A 24,104-nucleotide genomic window follows, 5' to 3' on the forward strand; every position below is an offset into this window, starting at 1 on the left:
GTTCGGGGTGTGTATGGGTCACGGTTCGTCGGGGCTGTTCAGGTTCATCTCAAGCCACTGCTGGCGGCTGATCAGCACCGCCCGGGGCTTGGCCCCCTCGTAGGGGCCGATGACCCCTTTCTGTTCCATCTCGTCCATGATGCGGGCGGCCCGGGCATAGCCCAGTTTGCACCGCCGCTGCAGCAGGCTGGTGGAGGCCTGGCCCGCATCGATGACCACCTCCACCGCAGCCTTGAACATGGGATCGTCGGCCTCGCCGCCGTCGTCATCCCTGTCCTTGGCGCCCTTGTCCTGGATGGTGTGCTCCTCCATGGCCCGGATCATGGCCTCGTCGTACTGGACGGTGCCCGACGCCTTGATGAAGGTCAGCACCCGGCTGATCTCCTCGTCGGTGACGTAGGTGCCCTGGATGCGGATGGGCTTGGGCGCGCCCACCGGCATGAACAGCATATCGCCCATGCCCAGCAGCTTCTCTGCCCCGGCGCCGTCCAGGATGGTGCGGCTGTCCACCTGGCTGGACACCGCGAAGGCGATGCGGCTGGGGATGTTGGCCTTGATCAGGCCGGTGATGACGTCCACGCTGGGGCGCTGGGTGGCCACGATCAGATGCATCCCTGCGGCGCGGGCTTTCTGGGCGATGCGGCAGATCGAGTCTTCCACATCCTTGCCCACCACCATCATCAGGTCGGCCAGCTCATCGATGACGATGGCGATGTAGGGCAGCTTTTCCAGCATGGGGTCGGAGGCCGCCAGCTTGTTGAAGGTCTTGATATCGCGGACGTTGTTGTCGGCGAACAGGCGGTAGCGCCGCTCCATCTCCGCCACCGCCGAGCTGAGGGCGCCGGCCGCCTTTTTGGGCTCGGTGATCACCGGCATCAGCAGGTGGGGGATGCCGTTGTATTCGGCCAGTTCCACCACCTTGGGGTCGATGAGGATCAGCTTGACATCCTCCGGCCCCGAGCGGAACACCAGGCTCATGATGATGCTGTTGACGCACACCGACTTGCCGCTGCCGGTGCTGCCCGCGATCAGCAGGTGGGGCATCTTGCACAGGTCGGCCACCTGGGCCACGCCGGCAATGTCCTTGCCCAGGGCGATGGTGAGGGGGCTGGTCATATGGCGGAAGCTCTGGCTCTCAAAGATGCTGCGGATGCTCACCGAAGCGCGCCTGCGGTTGGGCACCTCGATGCCCACGGCAGGCTTGCCGGGGATGGGCGCCTCCATCCGGATGTCCGCCACCGCCAGGTTGAGGGCCAGGTCGTCGGCCAGGGATGTGATGCGGCTGATCTTGACGCCGGCCATGGGCTGCACCTCATAGCGGGTGACCGCCGGGCCCCGGGAGATATCCAGCACCCGGGTCTTGACCCCGAAGCTCTCGAGGGTATCCACCAGCTTTTGGGCGTTGGCCTTCAGCTCGGTCTGGGCCCCCTCGTCGGTCTCCTCGGCGGGCTTGTCAAACAGCTCGATGGGCGGGTACTCATAGGCGGCGGGGACCTCGGCCTCCTCGGGGGCGGGGGCCGCCGCAGCGGCCGCCTGTTCCGCGTCGGCGGGCTTTTCCATGGCGGCGGCCACCAGGGTGGCGATATCGCCGCCTTCCCCGGCGTCCGCAGGCTCCTCGTCGATCCGGATCCAGCCGTCCTCCTCCGCCTCCTCCGGCGGGCAGGCGGCGGGGGGCGCAGCCTGCGTCCCCTGCCCTGCCGGCGCGGCCGGAGCCGGCGGCGGGGCCACCGGTGTCACAGCGGGCGCAGGGGGCGGCACAGGCCGCTGGGGCTGCGCCGGCGCCGCCGTGCCCTCGTCCTTGTCCTGGTCATACAGGGGCGCATGGTTTGCGGACCGGGGCTCGCTGCGCAGCGGATTGAGCCCAAAGGTGCCTCCCGGCCCGGTGATGATGGGTTCGATGGGTTCGCTTCCCCCGTCCGACACCGCTGCGGGGTCGGGTCCCAGGTCGATGTCGAAGGGGGCCCGGGGATGACTGACCGCCGCCGAGTGCAGCGGGGTCTCGGGGCGCTGGGGCGGCTGGGTGCTGCCGTTTTCATCCGGCAGCCGGCCATGCCCAAAAATGTGGGACAGCCAGGCCGGCATCCCGATGTGGAAGCCCTGGCCTGCGTCCGGGTCCAGGGCCGGGTCGGGGCCGGGCAGGTCCCCGTCGTCCAGATAGCCGCTGTCCTCCTCATCCTCCATGGCCTCGGCCTCGGCTTCCGCCTGGGCGCGGGCGGCCAGACGGGCAGCCCGGCGCTCCTGGGCGGCGGCGCGGCCGTCGGCATACACTTCCAGCCCTTTTTCTTTGGCGCCTCCCGCCACGCCTGCCAGCCACTGCCAGACATCGGCGGGGGTCACGTCAAAGACATAACAGCTGGCACAGGCCGCCAGGGCCACCACGATCAGGTTGGCCGCCGGGCGTCCGCACAGCAGCAGCAGCGTGCCGCCCAGCAGTCCGCCCATCGAGCCGCCCCCAAACCAGGCGTTGACCCCGTTGTCGTAGCAGGCCACCCCCATCTGGGCCACCGTCATCCCCTGGGCCGGGATGTCCGAAAAGACCACCGCCGCCCCGCTGAGGAACACCAGTCCCAGCGCCAGCTTGCCCACGCTGCCCAGCACGGGCCTGTCCTGCGCGGTGAGCACCGCCATATAGCACACGGCGGGGCCCAGCACAAAACTGCCCGCGCCAAAGATCCCGAACAAGAGATCGTGCACGGTGTGCCAGGCTGCCTGCCCGTCCACAAACGCCAGCAGCAGCAGCAATATCCCTGCAAACAGGGTAGCGCTGCTGGCCAGCAGCCGGCGGCGCACCTGCTGTTTGGCCCGGGCGCTCTTGCCCCGGGCACCGGATTTTCGTTTCCTTTTTGCCATTCTCTCCCAGTACCTCTTTTGCAAAAAATCTCAATTTCCATCTATATAAAAGCCAAAAACGCCGGGCCATCCGCCGCAGCCTCCCGTTTGGTCCGAACTGCGGCCCGGATGCACAGCCGGGCGGGACTTTTTGACGGTCCGATCGATTCTTTTATTGTATCACGGGCCGGGCAAAATGGCAAACAGGAGGCGGGGCGTTTTTTGCGCAGCGAAAGGGCCCGCCGCCTGTACCAGACAGACGGCAGGCCCTCTTACAGTCCCCGCGCCCTCGGCCGCTCAGCCCGCCTGGGAACCGCTGCCCACTTCCGGCACAGAGTCCGGGACCGAAGATGCCGGCACAGAAGACGCAGGCTCCGACGGCGCAGGCAGGGAGGATGCGGGCTCAGAGGAGGCAGGCTCGGAGGACGCAGGCTCCGAGGAGGCGGGCTGGGACGAGGATGTACCGGAAGACCCCGGGCCGGAAGAACTGGGGCACCAGGGGAACTCACAGGCTGCCAGGCCCAGAGCCAGAGCTGCACTGAGGAAAAGGGCTGTCGCACGTTTCATAACCAAAAGCTCCTTTCAGGGTTTTACCCATACTATGACGGCCCCGGCGATCGTGGGACTGCCGGCGGGAACGGATTTTGTATTTGCACTTGACAAAGTCAAGTTGTGCGTGTATACTTGACCGAGTCAAGTCCAGGAGAGGAGCTTTTCCATGCATCAGACTCTTGCACTCTGCGCCGCCATGCTGCACCGGGATTTCACCGCCTATACCAGCGGGAAGCTGGAAAAACTGGGGCTGCATTTCGGCCTGCTGTATTTTCTGCTCTATGTAGGCAAGCACCCGGGCGCCACTCCCGCAGAGCTGACCAGGGCCCTGCACCTGGACTGGGGACACTCGCAGCGGAGCATCACAAAGCTGGTGGAAAGCGGCTTCCTCACCAAAGAGAAGGAGGGCCGCAGCCACCGGCTGCACCTGACCGAAAAGGGCCAGGAAGCCTTCGCCGTCAGCCACCAGGTATTTTTTGACTGGGACCGGCAGCGGATGGCCGCCCTGACCGCCCAGGAGCAGCAGACCCTGCTGGAGCTGCTCCAAAAGGTCCTGCCGCAGCCCGCTGCGCAGCCCCCCTGTGCCCCGCGGGACTGACCCCGCACCCCCATTCCCTATCGATCATCGGAGGATTCGTCTTATGAAAAAAGCAACAAAGATCTGGCTGTGGTTCGCACTGGTGCTCTGCGTGTGCACCACCGCTCTCAATCTGTCCGAAGGCCGCTGGCTGTCCGTGGCCATCGCCGTAGTGTCCATCGCAGGACTGTGCGCGCTGCTGTTCGCCCAGCGCAAGGCCGGGTATCTGGTCATGTGCGTCTGCGCCGTGGGCTCGTTCCTGGTGGGCGCCGCCCAGAACATCCAGCTGCTGGGCGCTCCCACCGCTATCCTGATGTCCCTGATCGGCGCGGCCCTGGTGCCCGGCATCACCGGGCTGTTCCTCAAGAGCCAGTGGCAGCAGCTGCGCTGAACGCCGCCTCCTTTTGGTCCCTGCACTTTTCCTGTGGGAAAGCGCAGGGTTTTTGTTTTGCCGCCGCTTTGGCGGCCTGTCTGCCAAGCCTTTGCGGCGCAGCAAAAAGCCCAGGGCCTTGCGGCTCTGGGCTTTTGGTGCCGGTGGTGGGGGTCGAACCCACACGTGTGATTAGCACAAGGGATTTTGAGTCCCCCTCGTCTGCCATTCCGACACACCGGCTTATCGTCTACGTTATTATAGCGTATTTGACCGCCAAAATCAAGCGGAAAGTTTGTGCTTTTCTCTATTTTATTTGCAGCGGGGCTTCCAAAGCGGACAGCGGCAGGATATCCGGCTTATTTGTGGGACGTCCCGGGCGGACGGCGGCTTTTGCAAAGGCCGGTGGTTTCTACCCGGACGCCCCCTTTTGGGCCGCATGGCATGGGCGGGAAGGGCCTTTTTGTTTCTGTCCCGGCAAGGCGGCAGGGCGCGGCGGCGGGCCGTCTTTCATTTCCCCGCTCCGGGCGCAGCGGTCCCGACAGAGCTGCCGGAGCGGTCTGCACGCCCGGGCCCCTGCCATTTATCCGGTCATTTCTGGCGGGGACAGGGCATCTTTTTTCAAAAAAGACTTTACAAATGAACCGCAACTTTATATTATATAGATAGCTGGTTTTTATGCGATGCGGCGCCGCGGCGCTGCACCGGTTGCACCATACATCATGAAAGAAAGGTGGATGGATATGTCCGCAAAGAACGCTGCTGCATCCGTCGATGCGTCCCTGCCCGAAGCCCCGGCGCAGGATGCCCCGGCTTCCGAGCCCCGGCACAAGGCCAAAAAATCCTCCAAGCCCACTGCCCGGCGGGGCCGCCCGCCTCTTTCACCTGAGATCTACATCGAGGCCGGCGGCCGCCAGTACAATGTCACCGACATTGTCGAGCGCGCCAAGGCCGACTACCGGCTGACCCATAAGGTGGGCGTCCAGTCTTGCAGGATCTACATCAAGCCTGAAGACGGCGCAGCCTACTATGTGGTCAACAAGGTGGAGGGCAAATTGGACCTGTGAGCCTTCCGGCCACCCATCTGCCCTGCACCGCACGCCTTCCTTCGGGAAGGCTTTTTCTTTTTCCGTCCCCCGCACAGCAAAAAGCCCCGGCGCTTTGCGGCGCCGGGGCTCGTTTGCCCTTTGGTGGATGCTGGATCAGTAATTCTTGACCTTCAGCTCAAAGTAGCTCTGGGGATGTGCGCAGACGGGGCACTTCAGGGGAGCGGACTTGCCGATATAGGTGTAGCCGCAGTTGGAGCACTGCCAGACCTGCTGCTCCTCACGGGCAAAGACCTTGCTGTTGGCCAGGTTCTCGGCCAGGGCCAGATAGCGCTCCTCGTGCTCCTTCTCGATGCCGGCCACCATGTTGAACAGGGCTGCGATCTGGTTGAAGCCCTCCTCCTTGGCCTCGGCGGCCATGCGGGGATACATATCGGTCCACTCGCCGTGCTCGCCCTCGGCTGCCATCTTCAGGCAGGTGGCGGTATCGGGGATCTCGCCGCCGCACAGCAGCTTGAACCAGATCTTGGCGTGCTCCTTCTCGTTGGCCGCGGTCTCCTCAAAGATCTTGGCCATCTGGACATAGCCTTCCTTCTTGGCCTGGCTTGCAAAGTAGGTGTACTTGTTGCGGGCCTGGCTCTCACCGGCAAAGGCTTCCATCAGGTTTTTTTCGGTCTTGCTGCCCTTGAGTTCCATAAATCATTCTCTCCTTTGTATTGAAGATGTTGTGCGTCGCTCGGTTGCGGTTTGCTCATTCCGTATGCCCGCCGGCATACGGGCTGTATTTGTATTATACTTCAATTCAGCGCTGATTTCAAGAGAGAACACCAAGTTTTTAAGAATTATTCTCAGTTATGCTGTTTCATGGCGGCGGCCACCATGCCCAGAGCGCTCCAGGCCGCCTGGTACATCAGCACCACCAGCAGCGACAGGGTGCCCACGCTGCCCGAATAGCTCAAAAGCAGGCCGATCAAAGCCGAGAAGCCGGTCGATACCATCTGGATGGCCACCCCTGCACTCTCGGCCGCCTGGGCCCGCTGGGCCGCCCGCAAACCGCCGGTCAGGCTGGTAAAGCCTTTCAGATGGAGCATACAGCAGGGTGCATTTCCCACAGCGCTGACCGCCGGGGCCAGGGCCTTGCACTGGGCCTCGTCCAGCACGGTCACCAGACCGTCGGGCAGGTGGTAGGCGGCGGCGATCTTTTCCGCTGTCAGGGAGGGGTCCTGGCAGGTGACCATCAGCCGGATGTTTTCCTTTTGCAGGATGGACAGGCACCGGGCCGCGTGCTTGCCGCCGATGTACCGCAGCACGAACATGGCGTACATATTGCCCGCCACCGCCAGATAGAGGATCTGCAGCTGGCCGTCCTGGGAATGCCGCGCCTCATAGCTGGCCTCGGGCAGGGCCACGCCCTCCTGTTCCATATAGGCCCGGGTGCCGATCAGGATGCGGTTGTTGTCGCACCAGGCCGAAAAGCCCAGCCCGGTGTGCCGTTCCAGATCCTTGACCGGCGGCAGGATATCGGTGCGGTCCGCGATGATGGTGCGGAACAGCCTGCTGAGGGTATTGCAGCCTTGGTTCAGCACGCTGGCGGTATAGAGGATGGCCCGGTCGATCCGGCCGCCCTTGAAGATGCGGATATCCTCCAGCTGGGCGCTCTCCGGTGTGAACAGCTCCCCGGCGTCCACCTGGATGGTGTCGATGCCGTTCAGCTCCTCGATGCCGGCCCACCCGGGGATGACCGCCCCCAGGGCCCCGGCCGTCCGCTCGGTGCGCAGGGCGGTCAGCCCCGCAATCAGGGTGGAGGACAGCGGCGCGCCCAGGCAGAGGATGGAGGCCAGTGCGGCCGCCGCCCCATTGAGGCCCTTGCCGGTGAGCAGCATCCATACCGCGCCCACCGCCGCGCAGCCCAGCAATACCCGGGCCAGGGTCTGTACCTTTTTCTCGCCGGCCCGGGGACCAAAGCTCTGCTCCAAAAAGCTGCCGTCCCCTTCCATCGGCCTGCTCAGCAGGATCCAGGGGTCTTTTTCCTCCAGGGTGGGGGCCAGGGTGCGGATCAGGTCCTTGTCCTGGGCCCGGTAGGCCCCCTCGTGGGCCACTCCGCTGGAGGCCACCTTATAGCCGTCCCGCACCGACACCGCCAGCAGCCGGCTGCCCAGGTTGTTCAGGAACAGGGCCAGGGCCGCCGCGCCGCTCATCAGGGTCAGGGTGGTGCTCTGGTATACGTCGGGGTTGAGCATGGCCACCGCCGCCTGCACCAGGGCTGCCGCGCCGGCCAGCGCGGGCATGGTGTCGTAGGACGGGGCTTTCACCAGCCCCAGCAGGCCGTCCCGCATCGCGTTGCGGGAGACCGCCAGCGCCCCGGCCAACAGCAGCAGCACCGCCCCCATAAAGGCGGCGGGAGCCACCGCCGGGTTCAGGCCCGCCATGGGGGGCAGTATCCCCTCATAGACCAGGCCGGCCCAGATCAGGGCCAGGGCCAGGATGCCGCTGAGGGCGCAGCGCAGGTTCAGGGCCGCCACCGTGTGCTCCAAAGCCCGGGCTGCCTCCTCGGGGGTCTGGGGCAGTTCCTCCGCCGGGGCGGGCTGCTCCGGGGCAGCCGCCGGGGCTTCGGCCGGTTCCTCCTCCTGGCGCTCGGGGGCGGCAGGGGCCGGCTGGGATCTGTTCTTTTTGCGCCGACCCTTGGTCATGTGCTCCGGAGCGGCCTTCTCTTTGGCGGGAGCCGCCGGGGTTTCGGGCTCCTGCCCGTCCTCCTCATGCAGCTCCAGGCTCATGGTATCATCCAAACCGGGAGGCGGCGTCTGACCTCGCGGGGCCTCATCCTCCCCCACCCCGAAGAAGTGGAAGCCGCCCACCTGCTGGGTCACTTCCTTGTCCTCCTCGGGGGCGGGACTGGGCGCCGGAGCCGGCCGGGCCGGCTGCACCGGCTGGGGTCCCATGACCTCCAGCATATCCCGCAGCTTGGCCAGCTCTTTGTCCTCCGCATCGGGGACACGCACCGTCTTTGGGTGCGGTCTGGTCCCGCTCTTGGGCGGCGTCACCTTCAGGACCGGCGGGGCAGACCGCTCCGCTCTGGGTCTCTCCTCCGCGTTGAACGTCATGGCGGCGGGCTTTGTGTCCGCCTTGGGCGCGGGCGCGGCAGGTTTGGTCTCCGCTTTGGGCGCGGGCGCAGCGGGCTTGGCCTCCGCTTTGGGCGCGGGCTCCTCAGGCGGCCCCTCCAGCTGCAAAGTCAGGTCCTCCAGCAGGGGCCGGGGGGTCAGGGCAGGCCCGCCGCCGCTCTCCTCCCGGACCGGGCCGGGGGCGCTGTCCAGCAGGATCTCCCCGGTGGGGGCGATGGGGGTCTCCGCCCAAAGGACTTCCTCCTGCTCGGGGGGGTCCTGGCTGCGGGCCTTCTCCTTTTTGGCAAAGAAGCGGGACAGCAGCCCGTGCTTGCGGTCCGGCTGCGCGGCGTGGGGGATCATCTCCTCCGGCACCTGGGCCACGCTGGTGGTGAAAAACGTCTTGAATTTTTCTTTTTGTTCCTGTTCAAGTTCCTCCCGGGTCAGTTCCCGGCGGTCGGAATCCTTAGGCATCCTTGTCCCTCCCATCCGGGGCGGCGGGGGCCCCGGTCATTGCTTTCCGGCGGCGCGCTGGGACTGGATCTCATAGAGAATGATCCCCGCCGCCACCGAGACGTTGTAGCTGTCCACGCCGGTGCCGGGGGCGGCCATATCCAGCCGCAGCACCCCGTCGCACCGCTTTTTCACCAGCTGGGACACCCCTTTGCCCTCGCTGCCCAGCACCAGGGCGATGGGCCCGGTCAGGTCGTTCCGGCGCAGGGACACCCCGTCCATGTCGGCACAGTAGACAAAAATGCCCTGCTCCTTCAGCCGGCGGATGGTCTCGCTGATGTTCACCACACGGGCCACCGGCAGCCGCTCGGCGGCGCCGGCGCTGGCCTTGATGACGGTCGGCGTCACCGATACGCCTCCCCGCTTGGGGATGATGACCCCATGGGCCCCGCACAGCAGGGCCGAGCGGATCACCGCGCCCAGGTTGTGGGGGTCTTCGATGCCGTCGCTGATCACCAGGAAGGGGGGCTGGCCCTTCCTGCGGGCGGCTTCCAGCAGGTCCTCCACCTCTGCATAGGCGATCTCGCTGGCAAAGGCGGCCACTCCCTGGTGGCTCTCGGTGCCGGTCAGCTGCCGGAGTTTGGCGGGGTGCACCCGCTTGACAGCGGCGCCGGCTTCTTTAGCCAGCGCAATATAGTAGGACGCCACAGCCGGGGCCATCCCTTCAGCCAGCAGGACGCTGTCCACCCCGGCGCCGCTTTTCAGCAGCTCGGCCACCGGGTTTTTGCCGTAGACCAGACGTCCGCCGGACTGGGTGTCCTGGTCCTGCCCGTTTTTGTCGGCCCGGGGCGCCGGGCGGAGGCTGCGCGGTCGGTTTTCTTCCATCGGTTCTGTTCCTCCCTGTGTAACGCCGCACACCGGCGGCAGAATAAGAATCCACGATAAATTATAACATAAGCCGCCCTGCATTGCCAGTAAATTGCCATTTTTTCACCCATGACCCGGCGCCCTTGTAGTATAGGCCGGGCCGCGGCGCCTCATGCAGAGAGGCAAGTTTTCAACAAATACCAGGTGTAAACGGGGGTTTTGATTTTCAACAAGTGGAAAACCCGGTGGAGAAAGTGCAAAACTCCAGTTTCAGCGCCTCTTTGCGGTGTGGAATTCAACGGTTTCCACCGGGTTTTCCACTTTTGCGCTGCGGGGCGCGGACTGCGTCCGGCTACGATTTGTATTTTTCAAGATGGAAAGCTGCCCATTTTCGCGCCCGAAATCTGGTCCTCTTTGCAAAAAATGCCCACATCCTCAGGACGGATGTGCTATACTGTTGAAAAGCCTGTGTAAAATCCAGGCAAAAAGACAAAGGAGGTCGATCTTTTTGTTGACCCTGGACGCAAACGGCCTGTGCCTGGCCCAGACGCTGGACTGCGGCCAATGTTTCCGCTGGCAGCCCCAGCCCGACGGCAGCTGGGTGGGGGTGGTGGAGGGCCGGGCGGTGCAGGCATGGCAGGAGGACGGCAGGCTCTGCCTGGCCGGCCTGGCCGGTCCCGACCCCGCCGCCGAGCCCGGGTTCTGGCGCGGGTATTTCGCGCTGGACCTGGATTACCCCGCCCTGCTGGCCCAAATGCGGGCGGCCCACAAAGGGCTGGCGGCCTGCATCGACGGCGCGCCCGGCATCCGTGTGCTGCGGCAGCCCTTTTTCGAGACCCTGATCACCTTTCTCATCAGCCAGAACAACAACATTCCCCGGATCAAAGGGATCGTGGACCGGCTGTGCCGGGGGCTGGGCCAGCCCATGGACGGGGCGGGCCGGTTTTACGCCTTCCCCACGGCCGGGCGCCTGGCGGAGCTGGCCGAGGAGGACCTCGCGTTCCTGCGGGCGGGATGGCGCAGCGGCTACATCCTGGACGCCGCACGCCGGGCCGCCGCCGGCCGGCTGGACGAAGCCGCCCTCCGCGCCGCCCCGCTGGACCGGGCCAGGGCCTGTCTGATGGAGGTGCGGGGGGTGGGCCCCAAGGTGGCCGACTGCACCCTTTTGTATGGGCTGGGGCGCTGGGAGGCCTATCCGGTGGACGTGTGGATGCGTCGGGCGGGACAGGCTTTGTTCACGCGGCGGGTCAAGGACCCGGCCGCTTACCTGAACCGCAAGACCGGCGGCCACGCCGGCATCGCCCAGCAATACATTTTCGCCTGGGCCCGCAGCGCCGGTTTGACAGAAAAAACGCACAAAAACCCCGCTTGTGATTGATTTTACATCTTATTTCGAGTATACTGGAGAAGCAGGGGCCTGCCGTGCAGCGGCAGGCGAGCTGATTCTTTGTTTTACTCGTGTAAAATAAATGCTGGAGGTAAGAACAATGCTGGTAAATGCAACTGAAATGCTGATCAAGGCCCGGGACGGCCATTATGGCGTGCCCCAGTTCAACATCAACAACCTGGAGTGGACCAAGGCGGTCCTGACGGCCTGCCAGGAGACCAAGAGCCCCGTCATCCTGGGCGTGTCCGAGGGCGCCGGCAAGTATATGACCGGCTTCAAGACGGTGGCCGCCATGGTCAGCGCCATGGTGGATTCGATGGGCATCACCGTGCCTGTGGCCCTGCACCTGGACCATGGCACCTATGAGGGCTGCAAGGCCTGCATCGAGGCCGGCTTCTCCTCCATCATGTTCGACGGCAGCCACTATCCCATCGAGGAGAACGTTGCCAAGACCAAGGAGCTGGTGGCTCTGGCCCATGAGCACGGCATGTCCATCGAGGCCGAGGTCGGCTCCATCGGCGGCGTCGAGGACGGCGTCGTGGGCACCGGTGAGATCGCCGACCCCGCCGAGTGCGCCCGCATCACCGAGCTGGGCATCGACTTCCTGGCGGCCGGCATCGGCAACATCCACGGCGTCTACCCCGCCAACTGGAAGGGCCTGGACTTTGAGGCTCTGGACCGCATCCACAAGGCTACCAACAACATCCCCCTGGTGCTGCACGGCGGCACCGGCATCCCCGACGAGATGATCGCCAAGGCCATCAGCCTGGGCGTGTGCAAGATCAACATCAACACCGAGTGCCAGCTGGTGTTCGCTGAGGCCACCCGCAAGTACATCGAGGCCGGCAAGGATCAGCAGGGCAAGGGCTTCGACCCCCGCAAGCTGCTGGCTCCCGGCGCACAGGCCATCATCGACAAGTGCAAGGAGAAGATCGAGCTGTTCGGCTGCGCCGGCAAGGGCTGATCGCCTCCCCCACCGCATAAAGTCCTGAAAAAATACCCCGCCGCTTCCGGTCCGTACCGAAAGCGGCGGGGCTTTTTGCTGCGATCCGTTGCCGGCGGGCTCTGCCGTTCAGGCCGGCTCCGCGATGGTAAAGGTGCGGCTGATGTTCTGGGTGGTGTAGTTGCCTCCCACCACCGCCGTCTGCACATAGCGGCCCGGCTCGGTGGGAACTTCATTGCTGCTGGAGGCAAACAGGCCGTTGAACAGCCCGTCCGTCCGGCGGTAGGTGTAGGTGACCACGGGGTTTTGCACCACGGCGCCGTCCACTTCCACCACTGCGGCAAAGTTGAAGTTCCGGGCCTCCTCGGCGGTCATCGTCTCGGGGGTCTCCTGGGCCCAGTACTGCCGCACGCCCTCGCTCTTCTGGGCCACCTTGAAGATGGCCAGGCCCCCGGTGTTCATATCCCCGCGGCTGAGGGTGACGGCGCCCGCCACATAGTTGCCCGCATCCACAGGCTGCTCGTCCAGATAGATGTGGGTGACAAGCCCCTCGGGCAGATAGCGGCGGATGAGGGTGAGGACGTCGTTCATCCCGTTCACCACGTCGGTCAGGGCCGGGGCGTAGTATTGCAGGATCTCCATCAGGGCGGTCAGTTCCTCGGCCACCCGCAGCAGTACGGTGACGTCGTTGCCGTCGATCAGCTGCTTGAGGTAGCGGTAGAGGTTGAAGTCCCGGGTGTTGGCGGGGTCTGCCGACATCGAGGCCGGCAGGGGGATCAGCTCCAGCAGGATGCGTACCTTTTCAGGCAGCAGCAGGGTGACGAACCCTTTGGCCTGGCCGCTGATGCCAAGCACCACAGCGATGTATTGGGTGTCCTCGGGGGTGGCCCGGATGGTCACGTTCACCGGCGAGCCGTAAACGGCGTTGTCGGTGGCTTCGATCCGAATGGCCACCAGGGCGTTGTCCTCCTGCACCCCCAAAGCCTGGGGGGCAGGGGCCGCCGCCAGCGCAGGGGCTGCCGCGGTGCAGGTCATGACCACGGCCATGGCCAGGGCGGCGATCCGTTTTTTCAGCATGGATATCCCTCCTTGCAAAGTCCATTTTTGTGGGTGGCGTGCCCCGCCTTTATTGTACCGGAAAGCTGGTTTGGGGTCAATGACCGCATTCAGCTGCGGCTCAGCTGGGGGCCCTGGGCGGTATCCTTGACCGTCCACCCCTTGGCCGCGATCTCGGCCCGCAGCGCGTCGGCGGTGGCCCAGTCTTTGGCCTTCTTGGCGGCGGCGCGCTTTTCCACCAGCTCCATCACGTCGGCGGGCACCTCGTCCTTTTTGCGGTTGTACAGCAGGCCCAGCACGCCGGCCAGCTCGTCAAAGACGGCGGCTGCCTGCTCCAGGGCCTCTTTGGTGGATGCGGCCGACAGGGTGTTGATCTCCTTGACCAGGTCAAAGAGGGCGGCCAGGGCGTCGGGGGTGTTGAGGTCGTCGTCCATGGCGGCGCAGAACTTGCTGCGGGCCTCGCCGGCCTTCTCCTTCAGGGCCTCGTCGGCGCCAAAGCTGCCCTGCCCCAGCACAAAGTCCAGGTTCTCGCGGCAGGTGTACAGGCGCTCCAGGCTGTTCTTGCAGCTCTCGATCAGCTCCACGGTGTAGTTCAGGGGCATCCGGTAGCCGGCGGTCAGCATGAAGTAGCGGATGGGCTCATAGCCGTACACCTGGGCCACGTCCCGCACGGTGAAGAAGTTGTGGAGGCTCTTGGACATCTTCTGGTTGTCCACGTTGATGAAGCCGTTGTGCATCCAGTAGCGGGCAAAGGTGCAGCCGTTGGCGCACTCGCTCTGGGCGATCTCGTTCTCATGGTGGGGGAAGATCAGGTCCTGGCCGCCGCAGTGCAGGTCGATGGTCTTGCCCAGATGGGTGCGGCTCATGGCGCTGCACTCGATGTGCCAGCCGGGACGGCCGGGGCCGTAGGGGCTGTCCCAGGCGGGCTCGCCGGGCTTGGCCGCCTTCCACACCGCAAAGTCGGCGGGGTCCTCTTTCAGGTCGTCGTCCATCTGGCTGCGCAGGGCGCGGTTGCCGCTCTCCAGATCGTCCAGGTTGAGATGGCTCAGCTTGCCGTAGCCCGCGTCGCTGCGGACCCGGAAATAGACATCCCCGTTGCGGGCCACATAGGCGTGGCCGCCGGCGATCAGGTCGGCCACGATGTCCAGGATCTGCTGGATGTGCTCGGTGGCCCGGGGCTGGACGGTGGGGGGCAGGCAGTTCAGGCCGGCCGCGTCCTTTTTGTACTCGGCCTCAAAGCGCTGGGCCACCTGCTGCATGGTGGTGCCCTCCTCCTGGGCCCGGGCGATCAGCTTGTCGTCGATGTCGGTGATGTTGGACACATAGATCACCTTGTTGCCCCGGTATTCCAGATAGCGGCGCAGGGTGTCAAAGACGATCAGGGGCCGGGCGTTGCCGATGTGGATGTAATTGTAAACGGTGGGACCGCAGACATAGATGCGGTACACCCCCGGCTGCTGGGGGACGAACTCCTCTTTTTGCCGGGTGAGGGTATTGAAAATCTGCATGGCAGCTCTCTCCTTACTTGTATTGCGCGTGACGGTTGTTTCTATTATACCGCCGCCGGGCCCCGCTTGCAACCCTGCCTCTTTACAATCCGGCTTTCTTGTGCGATAATTTATCCTGTCATGGGGCGCCGGTGCGCGGCGCCCACCGCATGAAAAAGGGGAAAGTATCATGAGCAACATCATTCTGCCTGCGGGCTACAAGCCCGCCCTCAACCTGTACGACACCCAGCGGGCCATCGGCACGGTCAAGCGGCTGTTTGCCGACACCCTGTGCGCCACGCTGAATCTGCACCGGGTGTCCGCGCCTCTGTTCCTGGAGGCCTCCACCGGCCTCAACGACGACCTGAACGGCGTGGAGCGGAAGGTGGCCTTCGATCTGCGCGACACCGGCATCACCGCCGAGGTGGTGCAGTCCCTGGCCAAGTGGAAGCGCAAGGCCCTGAAGGACTACGACTTCCATGTGGGCAAGGGCCTGTACTGCGACATGAACGCCATCCGCCGGGACGAGGAGCTGGACAACCTCCACTCGGTGTATGTGGACCAGTGGGACTGGGAGAAGGTCATCCGGGAGGAGGACCGCAACACGGACTATCTCAAGAGCGTGGTGCGGGCCATCGTGTCGGCGGTGTGCGCCACCGAGATGAACCTTCACGCCATGTTCCCCCAGCTGCAGGAGCTGCCTTTGCACAGCCCCAACGTCACCTTCCTCACCAGCCAGGAGCTGGAGGACCTGTACCCCGGCCTGACCCCCAAAGAGCGGGAGAACGCCTTCGTCAAAGAGCACGGCACCACCTTCCTGATGCAGATCGGCCACAAGCTGCGCAGCGGCAAGCCCCATGACGGCCGCGCCCCCGACTACGACGACTGGGACCTGAACGGCGATTTGCTGTTCTGGAACGATCCGCTGGCCTGCAGCTACGAGCTGAGCAGCATGGGCATCCGGGTCAGCCCCGAAAGCCTGGACCGCCAGCTGACCGAGGCCGGCTGCGACGACCGCCGCTCCCTGCCCTTCCACAAGGCGCTGCTGGCGGGCGAGCTGCCCTACACCATCGGCGGCGGCATCGGCCAGAGCCGCCTGTGCATGCTGCTCCTGGGCAGCGCCCACATCGGCGAGGTCCAGGCTTCGGTCTGGGACGCCGCCACCCGCGACGCCTGCGCCAAAGCCGGCATCCCCCTGCTGTAACGCCACAGACCTTCCATACAGAAGGGCCTGCCCTCGAAAAACGGGGGCAGGCCCTTTTTGCTTTTATCCTTCTTCGGGCGCGTCCTCGGAAAACAGCCCCGGGATGCCGCACAGAGCGGCCGCCCCCACCGCCGTAAAGACGATGCGGGACCACAGGGAGCTGCTGCCGCCCAGCAGCCAGCCCACGAAATCGAACTGGAACAGCCCCACCAGCCCCCAGTTGATGCCCCCGATGATCATCAGGCAGAGGCATATCTTATAAAAGGTCTGCACAAAAAAGACCCCCTTCCTGTGGACATTCTGCCCAGGGGGAAGGGGGGTTATGCATCTCAGTTCTTGAGGGACTGCATGGGGGCGGGCAGGCGGCCGCCCCGGTTGATGAACACCGAGGGGTCGCCCTGGTTCACCGGCATGATGGGGCCATAGCCCAGCAGGCCGCCGAAGTCCAGCTTCTCGCCGGCCTTGCGGCCGATGGCGGGGATCACACGCACGGCGGTGGTCTTGGAGTTGACCATGCCGATGGCGGCCTCGTCGGCGATCAGGCCGCTGATCACCGAGGCGGGGGTATCCCCCGGGATGATGACCATATCGATACCCACGCTGCACACGGCGGTCATGGCCTCCAGCTTCTCGATGGTCAGACAGCCGGTCTCGGCGGCGTGGATCATCCCCGCGTCCTCACTGACCGGGATGAAGGCGCCCGACAGGCCGCCCACATGGTTGGACGCCATGACGCCGCCCTTCTTCACTGCGTCGTTCAGCAGGGCCAGGCAGGCGGTGGTGCCGCAGCAGCCGCAGGTCTCCAGACCCATCTCCTCCAGGATGTTGGCCACGCTGTCCCCGATGGCCGGGGTGGGCGCCAGGGAGAGGTCGATGATGCCGGCAGGCACGCCCAGCTCCCGGGAGACGAGGTTGGCCACCAGCTGGCCCACCCGCGTGATCTTGAAGGCGGTGCGCTTGACCAGGCTGGCCACCTCGTCGATGGGGGCATCCTTGGGCAGGCGGGCCAGGGCGGCGCGGACCGCGCCGGGGCCCGAGACGCCCACATGGATCTCACAGTCGGGCTCGCCCGCGCCGTGGAAGGCGCCCGCCATAAAGGGGTTGTCCTCGGGGGCGTTGCAGAACACCACCAGCTTGGCCGCGCCGATGCACTGACGGTCTGCGGTCATCTCGGCCGTCTTGCGGATGGCCTGGCCCATCAGCTTGATGGCGTCCATGTTCAGGCCCGCCTTGGTGGCGCCTATGTTCACCGAACTGCATACGATGTCGGTCTGGGCCAGGGCACGGGGGATGGACTGGATCAGCCGCTTGTCCCCTGCCGAAAAGCCCTTGTGCACCAGGGCGGTATAGCCGCCCACAAAGTTGACCCCCACCGCCTTGCCGGCGGCGTCCAGGGTCTTGGCGAAATCCACCGGGTCGGCGTCGGGGCAGGCGCCCAGCAGCATGGCGATGGGCGTGACGCTGATCCGCTTGTTGATGATGGGGATGCCGTACTCCGTGGCGATGGACTCCACGGTGGGCACCAGCTTGGCGGCCCGGGTGGTGATCTTGCGGTAGATCTTCTCGCAGGCCCGGGCGGGGTCCGGGTCGATGCAGTCCAGCAGGCTGATGCCCATGGTCACGGTGCGGACATCCAGGTTTTCCTGGGTGAACATCTCGATGGTCTCAAGGATGTCCCCGGTATTGAACATACTCATGGCAGTCCCCTCCGTCAGATGGTGTGCATGGCGTCAAAGACTTCCTGCCGGGTCAGGGTGATCTGCATCCCCATCTCCTGGGCCAGGGCGTCGATGGACTCCCGCAGCTCCTCATGGCTGACCGTGCAGGCCGACAGATCCACCAGCATGATCATGGCGAACATCCCCTGCAGGATGCTCTGGGAGATGTCCTCGATGTTGATGCCCATCTGACTGCACAGGCCCGACACCCGTGCCACCACGCCGACGGTATCTTTGCCCACCACTGTGATAAACGCTTTCATGTTCCTTCCCTCTCTTCTTTCGGGGCGCGCTTTGGCGGCGCGCCCTGCGCATGGACGGGGGCGTATGCCCCCTTTGGTCTCTTTTAGTATAGCAGATTTGCCGAATTTTGAACACTCCTTTTAGAAAAAAAGGCGAACCGCCCCCCGCCCGGCCCCAAATGCCCCAAAATCAGGTGCATTTGGCCCGGGGGTGTGCTATACTGTGTGTATTCTGTAACAGAGAAGGAGTGCAAAGATATGGAACAGCTTCTGAGATTACTGGAAAACAACGCCCGCCTGCCCCTGGAGGACATCGCCGTCATGCTGGATAAGCCGGTGGCCGAGGTGGCCGCCATGATGGACGAGGCCGCGGCCAAGGGGTACATCAAGGGCTACAAGACCCTGGTGGACTGGGAGAAGGCCGGGGTGGACATGGTAGAGGCCGTGATCGAGCTGCACGTCTCCCCCAAAAAGAGCCGCGGCTTTGACGAGATCGCCACCACCATCGCCTCCTTCGACGAGGTGGAGAGCGTGCTGCTGATGAGCGGCGGCTACGACCTGCAGCTCATCATCAAGGGCAAGACCTTCCAGGAGGTGGCCTTCTTTGTGGCCAAGCGCCTGTCCCCCCTGGACGACGTGCTGTCCACCGCCACCCACTTTGTGCTGCGCATCTACAAGCGGGAGGGCCGGCTGTACCAGCTGGATGAGATCGACGAAAGAGAGTGTACGGTACTGTGATGGACTACGATAAGCTGATCGCGCCTGCCGCGGCGGCCATGCGCCCGTCCGGCATCCGCAAATTTTTCGATCTGGCCGCCGAGATGCCCGAGTGCATCAGCCTGGGGGTGGGCGAGCCGGATTTCAAGACCCCCTGGGCCATCCGGGAGGCCGGCATCGAATCGCTGGAGATGGGCCACACCAAATACACCTCCAACGCCGGTCTGAAGGAGCTGCGGGCCGAGATCTCCCGCTACCTGGAGCGGCGGATGGACCTGCGCTACGACCCCATGCGGGAGATCCTGGTGACGGTGGGCGGCAGCGAGGCCATCGATATGTGCATCCGCACCCTGGTATCCCCCGGGGACGAGGTGATCATCCCGGAGCCCTGCTTTGTCTGCTATGAGCCCATCACCACCCTGTCCGGGGGCGTGCCGGTGCATCTGCGCTGCCGGGCCGAGGACCAGTTCCGCCTGCGGGCCGAGGACCTGCGCCGGGCCATCACCCCCCGCACCAAACTGCTCATCCTGCCCTTCCCCAACAACCCCACCGGCGCGGTGATGGAGCGGGAAGACCTGGAGGCCGTGGCCGAGGTGCTGCGGGGCACCGACGTCATGGTCCTGTCGGACGAGATCTACGCCGAGCTGACCTATGGGCTCCACCGCCATGTCTCCATCGCCTCCCTGCCCGGTATGCGGGAGCGCACGGTGGTGGTCAACGGTTTTTCCAAGACCTACGCCATGACCGGCTGGCGGCTGGGCTACGCCTGCGGGCCCGAGCCCATCCTGAAGATCATGACCAAGATCCACCAGAGCGCCATCATGAGCGCCCCCACCACCAGCCAGTACGCCGCCATCGCGGCCCTGCGGGAGTGCGACAATGAGATCGAGCATATGCGCAACGAGTACAATATGCGCCGCCGCCTGGTGGTGAAGGGCTTCAACGACCTGGGCCTGACCTGCTTTGAGCCCCAGGGGGCCTTCTATACCTTCCCCTGCATCCAGTCCACCGGCATGACCAGCCAGCAGTTCTGCAACGCCCTGCTGGAGGCAAAGCACGTGGCGGTCATCCCCGGCGACGCCTTCGGCAGCTCGGGCGAGGGGTATGTCCGGGTATCCTACGCCTACTCGGTGGACCACCTGACCGAGGCCCTCAAGCGGATCCGCGCCTTCCTCCAGGAACAGGCGCAGTAAGGAGGCCCGGCCATGGCATCCCCCCTTCAAAGCGTCACCGTGCTGGCCCCCGCCAAACTCAACCTGTCTCTGGATGTGGTGGGGCTGCTGCCCGGCGGCTATCACGCCCTGGATATGGTCATGCAGGCGGTGGACCTCTACGAGCAGGTCACCATCCGCCGCAGCCAGGACCTGCTGGTGCGGGCCCCCGGCAGCCGTGTGCCCACCGGCCCCAAGAACACCGCCTACAAGGCCGCCCTGACCTTTTTCCACTACACCGGGCTTCTGGCCGGAGCCGACATCACCCTGCGCAAGGCCGTGCCGGTGCGGGCCGGCATGGGGGGCGGCTCGGCAGACGCCGCCGCCGTCCTGGTGGGACTGAACGCCCTGTACGGCGCGCGCCTGTCCATGAGCGAGCTGTGCGCCCTGGGGGCCTCCATCGGGGCCGACGTTCCCTTTGCCCTGATGGGCGGCACCTGCCGGGTGCAGGGGCTGGGCGATCTGATCCGCGCCCTGCCTCCCTGTCCCGCGTGCTGGTTTGCGGTCATCATGCCGGGGTACGGCATCTCCACCCCGGCGGCCTTTGCGGCCTATGACCAGGTGGGCAGCCCGACCCATCCCGACTGCGCCGCCCAGGAGGCAGCCATCCGCGCCGGGGATCTGGCGGGACTGTGCGCCGCCGCAGGCAACGCCCTCGAGACCTGCGCCGGCGGCGCCGACACCGCCTCGCTCAAGGAGGCCCTGCTTGCCCAGGGGGCCATGGCCGCCCTGATGACAGGCAGCGGCGCGGCTGTGTTCGGCCTGTTCGACAGCCGGCAGAAAGCCCAGGCCGCCGCCCACGCCCTGGCTGACAGGGGGCGGCAGGTCTTTGCCCTGGGCCTGGACCGGGGCGGCGCCCGCGTCATCCGGACGGGCCGGTAAAAATTGCATAAAGCCCCTGCGGCAGGCCCATACTTCGGTCAGTTCAAACCGAAAGGGGCCTGCCGCTTATGTTTTCCGCACACAAACCAATGACCCGCACCCAGATGCTGGCCCTGTGCATCGCCCTGCTGCTGGGGCTGGGCCTGGCCGGCTGGTGGGACGCCCAGCAGCGCACCGGCGAGGCCCTGCGGACCGACACCCTGCGGCTGCACATCCGGGCCGACAGCGACTCGGTGCTGGACCAGACCTGCAAGCTGGCCGTCCGGGATGCGGTGCTGGATCTGGCCGACCGGCTGTGCCGGGATGCCGGCAGCGCCGCCGGTGCACGGGCCGTCGTGGCCGCCCACCTGCCCGACTTCCAGCTGGCCGCCCGGAACGCCCTGGCCCGGCTGGGAGCTTCGGGGCCGGTGCGGGTCAGTCTGGTGAATATGTATTTCGGCACCACGCGCTACCAGGACTTTGCCCTGCCTGCGGGCCGCTACGACGCGGTGCGGGTGGACATCGGCCAGCCCGGCACCTACGGCCGGAACTGGTGGTGCGTCCTCTATCCGGGACTGTGCAGCGCGGCCTGCGGCGGCTACGACGACCCCGCCGAGACCGATCTGGTCTGCGGGCAATACATCCTGCGGTTCCGGGCGGTGGAGCTGTGGCAGCAGCTGACCGCCCCCCGCAGCGACGATCCGCTGCTGGTGCTGCCGTGACGTCTCCGCCCGCCCCCGCATACACTGGGACAGGAGGTGTTGTGATCCTATGTCCAAACCCGCATATGTTACCTCGTCCCAGCGCGGCTCTGCCGGGCCGGACACCGCCCTCATCCAGACCTGGCTGAACGGCGTCCGGGACCCCTGTACCTACTACGCCCCCCTCACGGTGGACGGACACTATGGCCGCAGCACCGTGAGGGCGGTGCAGGAGTTCCAGCTGCGCAGCGGCCTGGAGGCCGACGGCAAGGTGGGCCAAAAGACCTGGGATGCGCTGTACGCCCAATACGCCGCCAGCCACGACGGCGGCGAGCAGTACCCCGGCATCCCTTTGCGCAACGGCCACACCGGCGCAGCCATCCAAAGCGCCCAGGAGCAGCTGAACCGCAAGGGCGCCCAGCTGACCGTCGATGGGCACTACGGCGACAGGACCCAAAGCGCCGTGCGCAGTTTCCAGAAGGCCAACGGCCTGACCGCCGACGGTGTCATCGGCTCTGAGACCTGGGTCCGGCTGTACAGCTGAGGACCCGCAGCCCGCAGTCCAAAAGGCTGCGGGCTTTTTGGGATAATCCGCCCTCCGGCCGGGCACACTGGCACCGGAGGTGTAAGCTATGGCTTCAAACGACAAAACCACCATCCTGCCCCCTGCCGACCCCCACGGGCCGGGGGTGCAGCTGCCGCCCCCTGCGGTCCAGACCCCGCACCCCGCCCCTGACGCGGCGCCCCAAGCCGCCGTGCCCGTCACCGACGGCACTCCCGCTCCCAGCCGCCAAAAAAATGCGGCGTCCTTTTTGAACGGGGATACCCCCGGTGTGATGGCCAGCTACGGTCTGGGCGCCCGGGAGCCGGGCAGCCCCATCCCCACCCAGGAAAGCGAAGATCTGGTGCGCAGCCTGGCCGCCTGGCGGCGGGAAGCCCCCTACGGCTGACCGGCCCGGCCGGACAAGGACAGCCCCTGCCGTTTTGTATGCGGCGGGGGCTATTTGGGTGGAAAATTTCTGAACTTTGCCTTCTGCGGGGTTGCATTCCGGGGCGGCTTCCTTTATTATGATAGAAAAGCCCCTGTGGCATCATCCCATACAAAAGAAAGCAGGTAAATGGCAATGGCAGAAATCAAATACGACATCATCCAGCGCATCGCGGTGCTCTCCCAGCGGCCCCGAGGGTGGGAGCGCCAGCTCAACCTGATCAGCTGGAACGGCGGCGAGCCCAAGTACGACATCCGCGACTGGTCTCCCGACGGCACCCGGATGGGCAAAGGCATCTCCCTGAGCGCCGAGGAACTGGGGGTCCTGAAGGGGATCCTGGAGGAGATGGAGGAGATCACCGTCCCCGAGGAGCCCGATCTCCCGGAGGAGTGAGATGGACAGGCGGGAAGAATTTCTGTCCATCTTCCGCCAGCATGTGACCCGGCCCGGAGCCGAACGCCTGCTGGACTGGCTGGACACCAAGACCGACTTTTTCACCTGCCCTGCCTCCACGCGGTTCCACGGCGCCTGCGAGGGGGGGCTGTGCATGCACAGCCTGAACGTCTACCACGCTTTGCACGACCGCTTCTTTACCGAAGGGGAGAGCGAGGAGAGCTACGCCATCTGCGCCCTGCTCCACGACCTGTGCAAAGCCAACTACTACAAAGTCTCCACCCGGAACGTGAAGAACGACGCCACCGGCCAGTGGGAAAAGGTGCCCTACTACTCCGTGGAGGACCAGTTCCCCTACGGCCACGGGGAAAAGAGCGTCTTTCTCATCGAGCGGTTCATGCGGCTGAAGGTGGAGGAGGCGGTGGCCATCCGCTGGCATATGGGCGGCTTTGACGACGCGGCCCGGGGCGGCAGCTTTGCCATCTCGGAAGCCTACGACCGTTACCCCCTGGCCATCAAGCTGCACATCGCAGACCTGACCGCCACCTATCTGATGGAGCACCGCACCAGCGCCGTGCGCTGAGCGCCCCATACCGGCATACAAAGACCGGCCCCCAGAGGAAGCAGCAGCTTCCCATGAGGGCCGGTCCTTTCTTTTTATGGTCGGGGCAGAGCGCGTCAGCCCTGCTTGTCCCGCTTTGCCTGCCGGTCATGCAGGTAAGAGGAGCGCTTGAGGGGGATGTGTTCCTGTTCCATCAGCAGGTCCAGCTGGCCCAGCACCTGGGAGGTGATCTCATCCAGAGGGCCGCCCTTGCGCCGCGCCTCTTTCCCGGGTGCGGTGCGGGGCTCGGGAGACTCCAGAAGCTCCATGGGGGCATCCAGCCAGGAAGGGGCGTCCTCCCCTTCGGCTCCCTGTGCGGCGGACGGGGGCGGCAGCTCCTCCGCAGGGGCCGGGCCTTCGCCGTCGGGCCAGAAGGGGCCGCGGGCCTCCTCGTTCGCCGGGGCAAAGCCGAGTTCCCGCGCTTTGTTGCACAGGGCCGTCAGCTCGGCATTCTCCTTCTTCAAAGAAAGGATGGTCCGCTCGCAGGCAAAGAGCTTGGTCTCATACTGTTTGATCTCCTGATGGGCCTGAGCCAGCCGCCGGGTCAGAGCCTCCAGCTGGGTCTCTCCCGGCCTCGGCTCGTCGGGCGGCACAGATGCCTCCGGCCGCAGCTTGATCTCGTCTGTCGTCAATGCCAGCACCCCCTCCAGTCGGCGCAGCCTGCGGCGGGCCTGGCGGGCCTGCCGGGCGCACTGTCCCCATGCACGGTCGATGCACAAAAGAAGATCCTTCTTTTCACGGCGCTGGGCCGCCAAAAGCCGAAGCATCTCCTCCGTCATAGCCGCTTCCTTCTCGTCTGTGT

25 protein-coding genes and 1 tRNA gene are annotated in these 24,104 nt (G+C 65.3%); 14 read left to right on the forward strand and 12 right to left on the reverse strand.

All coding sequences use genetic code 11. The annotated features are described in order from the left end of the window. Positions 1 to 18: 18 nt before the first annotated feature. Both B5E66_RS07725 and B5E66_RS07730 read right to left on the reverse strand, forming a co-directional pair. Positions 19 to 2,850 (reverse strand): DNA translocase FtsK, encoded by a 2,832-nt coding sequence (locus B5E66_RS07725; RefSeq protein ID WP_087231035.1) that lies wholly within the window; start codon positions 2,848 to 2,850, stop codon positions 19 to 21. Positions 2,851 to 3,126: 276 nt separating this feature from the next. Further along, positions 3,127 to 3,396, reverse strand: coding sequence for a hypothetical protein (locus tag B5E66_RS07730; RefSeq protein ID WP_206393047.1), 270 nt, complete (start codon positions 3,394 to 3,396; stop codon positions 3,127 to 3,129). Positions 3,397 to 3,547: 151 nt separating this feature from the next. On the opposite strand from B5E66_RS07730, the gene bilQ reads away from it, so the two are divergent. Together bilQ and B5E66_RS07740 are read left to right on the forward strand one after the other, a co-directional pair. Beyond that, the gene (gene bilQ / locus B5E66_RS07735) at positions 3,548 to 3,979 is read left to right on the forward strand and encodes a bilirubin utilization transcriptional regulator BilQ (protein ID WP_087231038.1); all 432 of its coding nucleotides are present in this window, start codon (positions 3,548 to 3,550) and stop codon (positions 3,977 to 3,979) included. Positions 3,980 to 4,022: 43 nt separating this feature from the next. Continuing rightward, positions 4,023 to 4,349, forward strand: coding sequence for a hypothetical protein (locus B5E66_RS07740; protein ID WP_087231040.1), 327 nt, complete (start codon positions 4,023 to 4,025; stop codon positions 4,347 to 4,349). A gap of 135 nt (positions 4,350 to 4,484) precedes the next feature. Here B5E66_RS07740 and B5E66_RS07745 read toward each other — a convergent pair. After that, positions 4,485 to 4,571 (reverse strand) — tRNA-Leu (locus tag B5E66_RS07745). A gap of 500 nt (positions 4,572 to 5,071) precedes the next feature. On the opposite strand from B5E66_RS07745, the gene B5E66_RS07750 reads away from it, so the two are divergent. Then, on the forward strand, positions 5,072 to 5,395 hold the full coding sequence (locus B5E66_RS07750; RefSeq protein ID WP_087231116.1) for a DUF6465 family protein: 324 nt from the start codon (positions 5,072 to 5,074) through the stop codon (positions 5,393 to 5,395). Between the two features lie 135 nt (positions 5,396 to 5,530). Here the strand turns inward: B5E66_RS07750 and rbr are convergent, their stop codons facing one another. The 3 genes from rbr to rlmB form a co-directional block, all read right to left on the reverse strand. Next, positions 5,531 to 6,070 carry a rubrerythrin gene (gene rbr, locus B5E66_RS07755; protein ID WP_087231043.1) on the reverse strand — a complete coding sequence of 180 codons (540 nt, stop codon included), beginning with the start codon at positions 6,068 to 6,070 and terminating at the stop codon, positions 5,531 to 5,533. Positions 6,071 to 6,222: 152 nt separating this feature from the next. Next, the gene (locus B5E66_RS07760) at positions 6,223 to 8,946 is read right to left on the reverse strand and encodes a hypothetical protein (RefSeq protein WP_087231046.1); all 2,724 of its coding nucleotides are present in this window, start codon (positions 8,944 to 8,946) and stop codon (positions 6,223 to 6,225) included. A 36-nt stretch (positions 8,947 to 8,982) separates the two neighbouring features. Further along, the gene (rlmB, locus tag B5E66_RS07765) at positions 8,983 to 9,810 is read right to left on the reverse strand and encodes a 23S rRNA (guanosine(2251)-2'-O)-methyltransferase RlmB (protein ID WP_087231049.1); all 828 of its coding nucleotides are present in this window, start codon (positions 9,808 to 9,810) and stop codon (positions 8,983 to 8,985) included. Between the two features lie 490 nt (positions 9,811 to 10,300). On the opposite strand from rlmB, the gene B5E66_RS07770 reads away from it, so the two are divergent. Further along, positions 10,301 to 11,170 (forward strand): DNA-3-methyladenine glycosylase family protein, encoded by an 870-nt coding sequence (locus tag B5E66_RS07770; RefSeq protein ID WP_242958128.1) that lies wholly within the window; start codon positions 10,301 to 10,303, stop codon positions 11,168 to 11,170. 109 nt (positions 11,171 to 11,279) lie between these two features. Beyond that, on the forward strand, positions 11,280 to 12,143 hold the full coding sequence (gene fba, locus B5E66_RS07775; protein WP_087231051.1) for a class II fructose-1,6-bisphosphate aldolase: 864 nt from the start codon (positions 11,280 to 11,282) through the stop codon (positions 12,141 to 12,143). Positions 12,144 to 12,251: 108 nt separating this feature from the next. On the opposite strand, the gene B5E66_RS07780 is transcribed toward fba, so the two are convergent. Continuing rightward, on the reverse strand, positions 12,252 to 13,199 hold the full coding sequence (locus B5E66_RS07780; RefSeq protein ID WP_087231054.1) for a hypothetical protein: 948 nt from the start codon (positions 13,197 to 13,199) through the stop codon (positions 12,252 to 12,254). Positions 13,200 to 13,288: 89 nt separating this feature from the next. Then, positions 13,289 to 14,686 (reverse strand): cysteine--tRNA ligase, encoded by a 1,398-nt coding sequence (gene cysS, locus B5E66_RS07785; RefSeq protein ID WP_087231057.1) that lies wholly within the window; start codon positions 14,684 to 14,686, stop codon positions 13,289 to 13,291. 169 nt (positions 14,687 to 14,855) lie between these two features. On the opposite strand from cysS, the gene asnA reads away from it, so the two are divergent. Continuing rightward, on the forward strand, positions 14,856 to 15,869 hold the full coding sequence (gene asnA, locus B5E66_RS07790) for an aspartate--ammonia ligase (RefSeq protein ID WP_087231060.1): 1,014 nt from the start codon (positions 14,856 to 14,858) through the stop codon (positions 15,867 to 15,869). Positions 15,870 to 15,932: 63 nt separating this feature from the next. Here the strand turns inward: asnA and B5E66_RS07795 are convergent, their stop codons facing one another. The 3 genes from B5E66_RS07795 to B5E66_RS07805 are packed head-to-tail and all read right to left on the reverse strand — an operon-like array spanning position 15,933 to position 17,850. Beyond that, positions 15,933 to 16,142: a DUF378 domain-containing protein gene (locus tag B5E66_RS07795; protein WP_087231063.1), complete on the reverse strand. Its 210-nt coding sequence runs from the start codon at positions 16,140 to 16,142 to the stop codon at positions 15,933 to 15,935. Positions 16,143 to 16,198: 56 nt separating this feature from the next. Next, a complete protein-coding gene (locus B5E66_RS07800) occupies positions 16,199 to 17,560 on the reverse strand; it encodes a PFL family protein (protein WP_164474869.1) in 1,362 nt (453 codons plus the stop codon). Between the two features lie 20 nt (positions 17,561 to 17,580). Beyond that, positions 17,581 to 17,850, reverse strand: a complete 270-nt coding sequence (locus B5E66_RS07805; protein ID WP_087231069.1) for an ACT domain-containing protein — start codon at positions 17,848 to 17,850, stop codon at positions 17,581 to 17,583. A gap of 237 nt (positions 17,851 to 18,087) precedes the next feature. On the opposite strand from B5E66_RS07805, the gene B5E66_RS07810 reads away from it, so the two are divergent. The 8 genes from B5E66_RS07810 to B5E66_RS07845 all read left to right on the forward strand — a co-directional run bounded on the left by B5E66_RS07810 (position 18,088) and on the right by B5E66_RS07845 (position 23,284). Beyond that, the gene (locus B5E66_RS07810) at positions 18,088 to 18,567 is read left to right on the forward strand and encodes an Lrp/AsnC family transcriptional regulator (protein WP_087231072.1); all 480 of its coding nucleotides are present in this window, start codon (positions 18,088 to 18,090) and stop codon (positions 18,565 to 18,567) included. Then, a complete protein-coding gene (locus tag B5E66_RS07815) occupies positions 18,567 to 19,739 on the forward strand; it encodes a pyridoxal phosphate-dependent aminotransferase (RefSeq protein WP_087231075.1) in 1,173 nt (390 codons plus the stop codon). Before B5E66_RS07810 ends, B5E66_RS07815 begins: the two co-directional genes overlap by 1 nt. Positions 19,740 to 19,751: 12 nt before the next feature. Further along, complete coding sequence (gene ispE, locus B5E66_RS07820; protein WP_087231078.1) at positions 19,752 to 20,639, forward strand: 4-(cytidine 5'-diphospho)-2-C-methyl-D-erythritol kinase; 888 nt, start codon at positions 19,752 to 19,754, stop codon at positions 20,637 to 20,639. 68 nt (positions 20,640 to 20,707) lie between these two features. Then, positions 20,708 to 21,340, forward strand: coding sequence for a stage II sporulation protein R (locus B5E66_RS07825; RefSeq protein ID WP_242956049.1), 633 nt, complete (start codon positions 20,708 to 20,710; stop codon positions 21,338 to 21,340). Between the two features lie 49 nt (positions 21,341 to 21,389). Continuing rightward, positions 21,390 to 21,863: a peptidoglycan-binding domain-containing protein gene (locus B5E66_RS07830; protein ID WP_087231082.1), complete on the forward strand. Its 474-nt coding sequence runs from the start codon at positions 21,390 to 21,392 to the stop codon at positions 21,861 to 21,863. Positions 21,864 to 21,951: 88 nt separating this feature from the next. Continuing rightward, the gene (locus B5E66_RS07835; RefSeq protein WP_087231085.1) at positions 21,952 to 22,269 is read left to right on the forward strand and encodes a hypothetical protein; all 318 of its coding nucleotides are present in this window, start codon (positions 21,952 to 21,954) and stop codon (positions 22,267 to 22,269) included. 174 nt (positions 22,270 to 22,443) lie between these two features. Then, positions 22,444 to 22,701: a YdbC family protein gene (locus tag B5E66_RS07840; RefSeq protein WP_087231088.1), complete on the forward strand. Its 258-nt coding sequence runs from the start codon at positions 22,444 to 22,446 to the stop codon at positions 22,699 to 22,701. A 1-nt stretch (position 22,702) separates the two neighbouring features. Then, the gene (locus B5E66_RS07845) at positions 22,703 to 23,284 is read left to right on the forward strand and encodes a hydrolase (protein WP_087231091.1); all 582 of its coding nucleotides are present in this window, start codon (positions 22,703 to 22,705) and stop codon (positions 23,282 to 23,284) included. A gap of 95 nt (positions 23,285 to 23,379) precedes the next feature. Here B5E66_RS07845 and B5E66_RS07850 read toward each other — a convergent pair whose 3' ends face one another. Further along, on the reverse strand, positions 23,380 to 24,081 hold the full coding sequence (locus tag B5E66_RS07850) for a hypothetical protein (protein WP_087231094.1): 702 nt from the start codon (positions 24,079 to 24,081) through the stop codon (positions 23,380 to 23,382). Between the last annotated feature and the right edge of the window lie 23 nt (positions 24,082 to 24,104).

The sequence above is a fragment of the Faecalibacterium sp. An121 genome, assembly GCF_002160915.1.
GTDB lineage: Bacteria > Bacillota > Clostridia > Oscillospirales > Ruminococcaceae > Faecalibacterium > Faecalibacterium avium.